Origin of the sequence: Streptomyces flavidovirens DSM 40150 (genome assembly GCF_000429085.1) — a bacterium.
Classification (GTDB): domain Bacteria; phylum Actinomycetota; class Actinomycetes; order Streptomycetales; family Streptomycetaceae; genus Streptomyces; species Streptomyces flavidovirens.
Map to the genome: position 1 here is coordinate 93,448 of NZ_AUBE01000023.1, position 9,700 is coordinate 103,147.

Here is a 9,700-nt window from a genome sequence, read left to right on the forward strand (position 1 = left end):
ACCCGCCCCTCCCCGAACCCGGGGCTCCGCCCCAGACCCCGCTCCTCAAACGCCGGAGGGGCTGGAGGGTGCCGGCAGGGCGAGATGCGCGGCCGGGGCCGCCAAAGCGGCCCGCCTTGCGGCGAGGGTCCGGCCCGTTCGGGGGCGACGGTCCGGCCTGGCGGCGACGGTCCGGCCCGTCCTCGGGGCAACGGTCGGGCCCGCCCTGGCGGCAACGGTCCGGCCCGCTTGGCGGCCACGATCGGGCTCGCCCAGGGACACGATCCGGCGTCCTCGCGGCAACCTCAGCCCGCGCTGGGGCAAATCCAGCCGTCCGGCGTTCGAGGACAACGCCCGGAGGGCGTCCGGGGGGCTGGGGCTTGCAGCCCACGCGGCGGAGCCGCACAGGTCACAGCCGGGAAGGGGCGGGGTGGGGAAAGGCCCCGCAGGGACGCAACCAGCCCGCGCTAGTCCGCGCCCTCCGCCACCGCGTACGCCTCCACGCCGAACAGCGAGTAGCCGAACGGCAGCGCCCGCTCATCGCACTGCACCCGCACGAACCGCGCGTTCTCCGCGTCCATCCGCACCGTCTCGCGGCCGCCCTGCCCGTCCCTGACCGTCGCCGCCGTGCGCCAGGTGCGGCCGTCCTCGGACACCTGGACGCGGTACTTCTTCGCGTACGCCTCCTGCCAGTGCAGGACGACCTGCCCGAGCCGCACCGGCCCCGCCAGCTCCGCCTGCCACCACGCCGAGGGGCCCATGGGCGAGGTCCACCGGCTCGCCGGGTCGCCGTCGGCGGCGTTCGGTGCCGGGAAGTCGGCGGTCTCGTCGCCGGACGAGGACACCTTCACGCCCTCACCCCGCACGAGATCGGGTCCGGCCGTACGCGGAAACGCACGCACCGTAAGGACCCTGTTCTCCCCGTCGAAGGACACCGGCACCTTGTACTCGCCCGCCGGCACCGCCTTGTCGACCCGGACATCGAGCGGCACGGCGGTGGACGCGCCACGCGGCACCGTCGTCGCCTGCGGGGCCCGCACCTCGATGCCCTTCGGCGCCTCGGCCGTCAGCCGGCCGCGCACCTCGCCCGGCCGCTGCCCGGTCAGCCGTACCGTGACCCGCTCCGGCCTGGCCCCGCCGATCTCCGCGTCCGTCTCGCTGCGCTCCAGCCGCAGCCCCGCACGCGGCTCGTCCGCGAACCAGGGCACCAGGCGGTGCACCACGGGAGCGCCGCCGTCACCGTCCGCGTCCCACCTCAGCCGTACGGCGTCGACACGCGCACCCTTCGCCTCCGTCTGCGTCCAGCCGCTGCCCGACAGCGTGCCGACACGCCGCCAGCCCTCGCCCACGACATGCGCCTCGACGGCCGCGCCCTCGCCCGTACCCGGCTCGGTCATGGCGGTCAGCGCCTCGACGGGCCGCGCCCTGTCGAGCCGCACGGTGTACGCACCCAAGCCCTCCGACACGCGGCCCGCCTCGCGGTCCGCGCCGGTCCAGGCGTCCGCCGCCTCGACGGCCTTCGCCAGGAACGGGTCGAGCACCCCCTTGCCGACGGTGACCCGGCTCGCCTTCAGGGAGCCGCGCAGCGCGTCCAGGTCGAGCGAGGCGCGCCAGGCGGCCGGGCCGTCGCCCCGCGCCTGCGCCTGGAGCAGGTCGACGGACAGCTCGCCGGCCCTCCCGTACCGCGCCAGCTGCTCGGTCCACGGCCGTACCTCGTCGTCAAAGGCTCCGCCCGCCGGCCCCTGGAGCCGCAGCGGGGCCTCGCGCATCACCGTGAAGGCGTCCCGCAGCTTCTTCGCCGCCGCGTCCCGCACGCCCTGGTCGGCAGACGTACGCGCACTCCAGAAGCCGTCGATGAGCGGCCGCAGATACGCCGACTCCTCGCCGCCCAGCACGGACGACGCGGCGTTGCCCGCCAGCGCCCGCATCGCCGCGCGGGCCGCCGCGTCACCACCGGCCAGGTCGTCCATCGCGGCCTGCCAGGACTCCTGCGACTGATAACCGCGCGGGTTCCAGGCGTAGTCGGCGGCCGTGAACAGCGGGATGCGGGAGGCGGACGGCTGCTCCATGGCGTTGGCGAGGAGGGCGGCCGAGCCGGACGCGACGGCGGGCTCCCGGCCCGTGTAGGGGCCGAGGAAGACGCGGTCCTGCGCGTAGTCGTTGACCGGGTAGTTGTCCATGGTGACCAGCGGATGCGCGAACGCGTTGCGCGCACCGGCCAGTTCACGCCCGGTGATCGTCCTGGGTACGACGCCGACGCCCGTCCAGGCGACGTGCACCCCGCCGTCCAGGTGGGCGGCGAGCGCCTGCCGGTAGTCGGTGTCGCCCTCCTGGTAGAACTCCGTCGGCATCACGGACAGCGGCTCGGACCCCGGGTGCCGCTCCGCCAGGTGCCGCGCCACCGCGTTGGCCACACGCGCGTGCGCCTTCGCCGCCGCCTCCGGGCCCGAGCCGAAGGTGTCCGCGTCCGCGCCGCAGTGCCACTCGCTGTAGCTGACGTCCTGGAACTGGAGCTGGAAGGAACGCACGCCGAGCGCCCACATCGCGTCGAACTTGCGGTTCAGCGCCTTGATGTCGTCGTCGGACGACATACACATCGCCTGCCCCGGTGCCACCGCCCAGCCGAGCGTCACATGGCTGCTGCGGGCCCGCTCCGCGAGCGCCCGGAAGTCGGCGCGCTGGTCCGCCGGGTACGGGTCGCGCCAGCGGGCCTGGCGGTACGGGTCGTCGCCGGGGGCGTAGAGGTATCGGTTCTGCTTGGTACGGGCCATGAAATCGACCTGGGCGAGCCGCTGTTCGCGGGTCCACGGCTGCCCGTAGAAGCCCTCGGTCATGCCGCGTACGGCCGTCCCCGGCCAGTCGCGGACGGTGGCCCCCGCGATCTGCTTGCCGCCGCCGCCATCGCCGGAGGCCGTCACCAGTTGACGCAGGGTCTGCGCGGCGTGGAACAGGCCGTCGTCACCGACACCGTCGAGCGCGACCGTGTCCCGCCCGTCGACGCTGCCGACGGCTATCCGGTAACCCCCGGACGGCAGATCGGCGCGTTCGGGCGCGCGCAGGGCGCGCAGCGCGTCGTGCGCGCCGGTGCCTCCCGCCCGTACGACCAGGCCACGCGCGGGCAGCGGCTCATCGGGCCGCACGCGGTAAAGGGTCTGCACGCCCGCGTCGCGCAGTACGTCTCCGAGAGCCTTCAGGGCGTACGGATCAGTGCCCGCCTCCGCGACGAGCACCGCTTCCCCGCCGACCCGCACCGGCTGCCCGGCCGCCCTTATGGTCTGCGGCCGCGGCCATACGGCGGGCAGGGTCGCGGCGTCGCTCTCGCGGTCCGGCTTCGTGGCCCCGGCGGCGCCCGGGTCGGGGTCGGAGGGGGCGGCGAACGCTCCGTGCGAACCGCCGAGCAACCCACCCATCACGGCGACCGCGACCGCGGTCGCGCCCCTCGCGCCTCTCCTGCGCCCCAACTGCACGGCCGTCTCCTCAGTCGCGTCAGTCTTCTCCTGTGGGCCCCGAGCCCACCACCCGTCCGGCCGGGTGTCAATTTGGATACGGGGAACCTGGTGTGACGCGGGACACGTTGATGGAACGTATACGTCTGCGGCCGTGTCCATTGGGTAGGGCTGCTGTGTCCACTTAGCCCACCGTAGGGAGGCCCCTGTGGCCGCTGCACAGCTTCTCCTCTCCGCCCTGTCCAAACCCGTGCCGGCCCCCCGTGCCGACATCACCGCCGCGTTCCCCTTCGACGACGCCGGATTCGCCGAGCCGCTGCTCACCTCCGAGCCGCCCCTGACCAGTGAGCCCCCGATGGCCGACGCCGCCCCGCTCACCAGTGAGCCCCCGATGGCCGACGCCGCCCCCCTGACCAGCGAACCGACCGCCCACGGCACAGCGTCGGGCGTGGAGCCCACGGGGGTCTAGATGGGCCTTGCCCGGCTCGCGGCCCTGCACGGCGTCGCCACGTCCTACCAGCCGTCGGCGCACCGCACGCTCCAGGTCCCCGACGAAACGGTGTTGGCCGTTCTGGCGGCCCTCGGCGTCGACGCGCGCACACCCGAGGCGGTGCGTACGGCCCTCGAAGCCCACGAGGCCGCCGCCGCCCGCCGTCTGCTGCCCGCCACGCTGGTGTCCTGGACGGGCCCGGCCGGCCCCCAGCCGCCCCCCGCCGTCGCCGGCCTGCCTCCGGGCACACGGCTGCGCGTCGAGACGGAGCAGGGGCCGGCGGTGGAGTGGCAAACCCCGGCCGCCGACCCGCCCGGGCCCACACCCGACGCGGCCCGGCCGCCCTCAGCCGCGTCCGCGAGCGCGGCGAGCGAGGGCAGCGTGGGCGGTGACGGCAACGTGTCTGGCCACAGCAGCGTGTTCGGCAACGGCAGCGCGTCCGGTGACGGCAGCGTGGGCAGCGACGCGGGCGTGGGCAGCGAAGGCTGGGACCAGCTCCCTCTCGGAGTGCACCGGCTGGGCGTGCGTACGCCGGAAGGGCAGGAGGACACCGCGACGCTCGTCGTCGCGCCCGCCCGTGTCCCGCAGCCCCCCGGCCGCACCTACGGTTTCATGGTCCAGCTCTACTCCCTCCTCTCCCGGCGCTCCTGGGGCATGGGCGACCTCGGTGACCTCGCCGAGCTGGCCGCCTGGTCCGGGCGCTCCCTCGGCGCCGGCTTCGTGCAGATCAACCCGCTGCACGCGGCCGTCCCCGGTACGCCTACCGACCCCTCCCCCTACCGCCCGTCCTCGCGCCGCTTCCCCGACCCCGTGCACCTGCGGGTCGAGGACGTTCCGGAGTACGCCCATGTCCCGCCGGCGGACCGTGCCCGTATCGACGACCTGCTCGACCGGGCCGCCACCCTGCGCGACGGCGTACTGAACAAGGGCGAGCTGATCGACCGCGACGCCGTGTGGCAGCTGAAGAAGCAGGCCCTGGAGCTCGTACGTCCGGTCCCGCTCGGCCCCGGCCGCCGCGCCGCGTACTGCGACTTCCTCGCCGAGCAGGGCACCGCCCTGGAGGACCACGCCACCTGGTGCGCGCTCGCCGAGGTGTACGGGCCCGACTGGCACACCTGGCCGTCCGCGCTGCGCGACGCCCCGCACTCCGCCGCCGTCGAGCGCGCCCGCAACGAGCTCTGCGACCGTGTCGACCTGCACTGCTGGCTGGCCTGGCTCACCGACTGCCAGCTCGCCGCCGCCCAGAGCGCCGCCCGCGCGGCGGGCATGCCCGTCGGCATCGTCCACGACCTGGCCGTCGGCGTGCACCCCGGCGGCGCCGACGCCTGGGCGCAGCAGGACGCGTACGCCCGCGGCATGTCGGTCGGCGCCCCGCCGGACGCCTTCAACGCCCTGGGCCAGGACTGGGGCCTGCCCCCGTGGCGCCCCGACGTCCTGGCAGCCGCCGGGTACGCCCCCTTCCGAGGCCTGCTGCGCGGGCTCCTGCGCAACGCGGGCGCCCTGCGCATCGACCACGTCATGGGACTGTTCCGGCTCTGGTGGATCCCGGAGGGCCTCGAACCCACGGCGGGGACGTACGTCCGCTACGACGCCGAGGCGATGCTCGCCGTACTCGCCCTGGAGGCCCACCTTGCGGGCGCGAGCGTCATAGGGGAGGACCTGGGAACGGTCGAGCCGGGCGTGCGGGACGCGCTGGCCGAGCGCGGTGTGTCCGGTACGTCGGTGATGTGGTTCGAGCGCGACTGGACCGGTACGGGCCGGCCGCTGCCTCCGGAGAACTGGCGCGAGCACTGCCTGGCCACCGCCACCACCCACGACCTGCCGTCCACCGCTGCCCGCCTGACCGGCGAGCACGTCGCACTGCGCCACCGGCTCGGCCTGCTCACCCGTCCGCTGGAGGAGGAGCGGGCCGAGGCGGCCGTGGAGGTGGCCGACTGGCTGTCGTACCTGGCCAGGCTCGGTCTGCTGCCGGAGGGTGTGGGCGACGAGGAGGGCGAGATCCGCGCGGTGTACCGCTTCCTGCTGCGCACCCCGGCCCGGATGGTCGGCATCTGGCTGCCGGACGCGGTGGGCGACCGCCGACCGCAGAATCTGCCGGGCACCTGGGACCAGTACCCGAACTGGCGACTGCCGGTGGCGGACGCGGAAGGGCGGCCCGTAACCCTGGAGGAACTGGCCGCGTCGCCGCGGCTGCATGATCTGGTCGCCGCTTTCCGGACGCGTACGGCATCGACGGGGGCGGCGGCGGTGCCTGTGCCACCTGCTGGGCCGCCTCCTATGGCACCCCCGGGCGCGCGGCTCCCGTAGGCGTTCGCTACGTTTGCACTGTGGACAAGAAGAATGCCCTGCGCGCCGGTGCCGTCGCGGCCGGTACGACGCTGATGATGCTGCTCATGTCGTCCCCCGCGCTCGCGGCCATCCCCGACGACGGCGACGACCCGGGGCCCGGCCTGAGCGTGGCCGAGACGCTCGGTCTGTATGTCGTGGCTCCGATCGCGCTGTTCCTGGTGATCACGGGCCTCGTCATGGTGCTGGACAAGTCCAAGAAGCAGAGCTGACACCAACCCGTACACGTTTCTGAGGGCGCCTTCCCCGTACGCGAGTGATCGCGTACGGGGAAGGCGCCTTTAACTTTTCGGATCTTTCGCCTCAGCTGAACGAATTCGTCGAAAAGATTCGATGGACCTGATGGGTGCTGTGATGCGACGGTAAAAACCGCAACCAAGTGGGAGGGGATGGCATGGCAGTGCGGGACCGCGTCCGTATCGGCAGCGAGCCGACAGGAGAGAGGACGAGGTCGGGGGAGGCCGGGAAGGCGGAGAAGGCGGCGGTCGTCGGTCTTGTCCTCGCCGCCGTCGCGACGGTCGTCTGGTCCGGCAGCTTCATCACTTCCCGCGCCCTCCACGACTCCGTACCGCCCGTCCAGGCAGCCTTCTGGCGCTGGATCGTGGCCATCGTCGCCGTGGCCCCCTTCGCGGCCCGCGAGGTCTGGCGCCAACGGGCGGTGCTGCGCCGCCACATGGGCTTCGTGGCCCTGGCCTCGCTGCTCGGCGTAACCGTCTACAACACCCTCGTCAACCAGGCCGGGCTCTCCACCTCCGCGGGCAACATGGGCATGATCATGGCCGCCTCGCCGGTCCTGATGGCCCTCTACGAACGCCTGGGAGGCGCCCGCCTCGGCGCCCGCCGCACGGCCGGGATGCTGGTGGCCTGCGCCGGGGTGCTGCTGCTGGTCAGCAAGGGCTCGCCGGCCATGGACTTCGCGGCCGGAGACCTGTGGATGCTGGCGGCGGCGGTCTGCTTCGGCTCGTACAGCGCGCTGCTGCGCCGCAAGCCGGCCGGGATCGGCGGACTGGCTTTCCTCTTCAGTACGTTCGTGCTCGGCGCGCTGATGCTGTTGCCGGCGTACGCCGTCAGCCTGGCGCTCCAGGGCGGCTTCGAGCCGACGGTGGGTACGGTCGGCCCGCTGGTGTACGTGGGTGTCTTCTCCTCCGCGGTCGCCTTCTTCGCCTGGAACAAGGCGATCGCCCTGATCGGCGCGGCGAGGGCGGGCGTCATTTACTACCTCCAGCCGGTGTGTGTGGCCCTGCTCTCCCTCGCCCTGCTGGGTGAGGCGACGGGCCCGACGCAGCTCGTGTGCATGGCGCTGATCCTGGGCGGAGTGATGCTGGGGGCGGGCCGGGGACGGTGACGGGCCGTGGGGTGGCGGCGGGCCGGGATAGATTCCGTACCGTGATCGAGTGGGACATCAAGAAGCTGCGGATCCTGCGCACCCTGCGCGACCGGGGGACCGTGACCGCGACGGCCGAGGCGTTGATGATGACGCCGTCGGCCGTTTCGCAGCAGTTGTCCAACCTCGGCAAGCAGCTCGGAGTACCTCTGCTGGAGGCGCATGGGCGGCGGGTACGTCTGACGGACGCGGCCCATCTGGTGCTGCGGCACGCGGAGGCGGTCTTCGCGCAACTGGAGCAGGCGGACGCCGAGTTGACGGGCTATGTGCGCGGGGAGGCGGGAGAGGTGCGGGTCGGGGCGTTCTCGACGGCTGTGCCCGCGCTGGTGGTGCCGGCGGTGCAGCGGCTGCGTACGACACATCCCGCGCTGGAGGTACGGGTGCGGGAGGCGGAGGCGGCGGAGGCGTACGAACTGCTGGCGGGCGGGGCGGTGGACCTGGCGCTGTCGCTGGCGGCGCACGCACCGACCGCCCGCGACCTCCAACTGGCCCGAGTCCCGCTGCTGGCGGACCCGCTGGACGTGGCGCTCCCAGCGGGGCACCCGCTGGCGGCGGCGCCGGGCCTGCGGCTGGCGGACCTCTCGGGCGAGCCGTGGATCTTCGGCGGGAGCGGGCCGTGGTCGGAGATCACGCGCCACGCGTGCGAGGCGGCGGGCTTCGTACCGGAGCAGGCGCACAGCGCCGCCGGCTGGACGGCGATCCTGGCCATGGTCGAGGCGGGGATGGGCGTGGCGCTGGTCCCGCGCATGGCGGCGGCGGAGCGGCGTACGGGGGTGGTGATGCGAGTGCTGAGCGCGGACCAGCCCCAGCGCCACGTGGTGGCGGCGGTACGCCGGGGTGCGGAGGCGGGCCCGGCGGTGGCCCGCGTCCTGTCGGCGCTGCGCGAGGTGGCGGGGGCACGGCGGGGGTGAGGGGGGCGGGGGGAGCGCGGGTTGCTTTTGGGGGGTGGTGGGCGCCGGGGGGACCACGGGTTGCTTTTGGGGGTCGGTGGGCGCCGGGGGGACCACGGGTTGCTTCTGGGGGGCGGTGAACACCGGGCGGGAACCACGGGTGGCTTCTGGGGGTCGGATTCCGGGCCGTCCCGAGCGCTCCAGGGTCGGTGGGCCGGGGCGGTGCGTCAAGGGCGCTCCTGCGTCGCGTCGCTGCGCGATGGCCCTACGGCCCACCCTTGACCCACCACCCCGGCCCACCGCTAACGCTTTCCACGGGACGGCCCAAGAAAAAACGCCCTGCACGCGAGGTCCGGAGAGTGGTGGGGGTGGGCTCGGTGGCTGTCGGGTGAGTGGGTGGGGCGCAAGAGCTCCAGGGGTGGCCCGGCCCCTGGCTCAGCGACTGCGGCGACGGCCGCTGGTGCGACACCGCCATTCCGACGCAGAGGAGCACCGAGGCCGTGGACGGTCGGCCGACCGGGTCGACCTGCGGGCGTCCGCCCCGGCTGGTGGGCGTCCGCCGCCCCCGCCCGGTGGTCGGTCGGGCTGCGAGCAGCGGCGCCGGTGGAGGTGCGACCGTACTTCCACGCCTGCGGGCGGGCGGGATGAAACGAAACAAGCAGATGACGAAGACCCGTGCATCATTTGCCCTGTTCCGACCCGATCTGGGGGCTGAGTTGCGCGTCATGTGCGGGGTTCGTTGCACCGCAACGGTCCGACGCACCCCGAGGCACGCACCGCACCCTGCGGCGGCCCCGTACGTGTGCGCGGGCCGCCGCCCGTGGCTGGTGGTCAGTACGTCAATGCCACCGTCTCCTTCCACGCGCCGTTGTAGTGCATATCTGGCCGACGACTACGTGCTCGAACATGCAACAAACTCAGCACTTGATGAGTCCGGCACGCCTCCCCAGTCCCACGAGCCCCGGCCGTATCGCTTCTGGTCATCATGGGCGCGTTTCGTCTCACACGGACGGCTCGGAAGCGCTCCGGGTGGTGCGGATCGGGTGCGGCGCTTGCCCAGAGCCCGTGCTCGGCGGTGGCCCCACCACCCACCAAGCCCAGCAACGGGCTTGTGGCTCGGCCGATCACCGGCCGGGGTGGACGCCGTACCGGCCCGAGTCGCCCC

Annotated in this window: 6 protein-coding genes; 5 read left to right on the forward strand and 1 reads right to left on the reverse strand. The window is 73.7% G+C overall.

Annotated elements, in window-relative coordinates:
• Nucleotides 1–446: 446 nt before the first annotated feature.
• On the reverse strand, nucleotides 447–3,446 hold the full coding sequence (locus G412_RS0125200) for a glycoside hydrolase family 84 protein (protein WP_028814501.1): 3,000 nt from the start codon (nucleotides 3,444–3,446) through the stop codon (nucleotides 447–449).
• Between the two features lie 250 nt (nucleotides 3,447–3,696).
• Between G412_RS0125200 and G412_RS0125205 the strand changes: the two genes are divergently transcribed.
• From G412_RS0125205 to G412_RS0125225, 5 genes are all read left to right on the forward strand, one after another.
• Nucleotides 3,697–3,894 carry a hypothetical protein gene (locus tag G412_RS0125205; protein WP_374224731.1) on the forward strand — a complete coding sequence of 66 codons (198 nt, stop codon included), beginning with the start codon at nucleotides 3,697–3,699 and terminating at the stop codon, nucleotides 3,892–3,894.
• Entirely contained in the window at nucleotides 3,895–6,222 is a 2,328-nt protein-coding gene (gene malQ / locus G412_RS0125210; protein WP_028814503.1) for a 4-alpha-glucanotransferase, read from the forward strand.
• Between the two features lie 20 nt (nucleotides 6,223–6,242).
• Nucleotides 6,243–6,473 carry a hypothetical protein gene (locus G412_RS0125215; RefSeq protein ID WP_028814504.1) on the forward strand — a complete coding sequence of 77 codons (231 nt, stop codon included), beginning with the start codon at nucleotides 6,243–6,245 and terminating at the stop codon, nucleotides 6,471–6,473.
• 182 nt (nucleotides 6,474–6,655) lie between these two features.
• Nucleotides 6,656–7,606 (forward strand): DMT family transporter, encoded by a 951-nt coding sequence (locus G412_RS0125220; protein WP_028814505.1) that lies wholly within the window; start codon nucleotides 6,656–6,658, stop codon nucleotides 7,604–7,606.
• Between the two features lie 41 nt (nucleotides 7,607–7,647).
• Nucleotides 7,648–8,556: a LysR family transcriptional regulator gene (locus tag G412_RS0125225; RefSeq protein WP_028814506.1), complete on the forward strand. Its 909-nt coding sequence runs from the start codon at nucleotides 7,648–7,650 to the stop codon at nucleotides 8,554–8,556.
• Nucleotides 8,557–9,700: the final 1,144 nt, after the last annotated feature.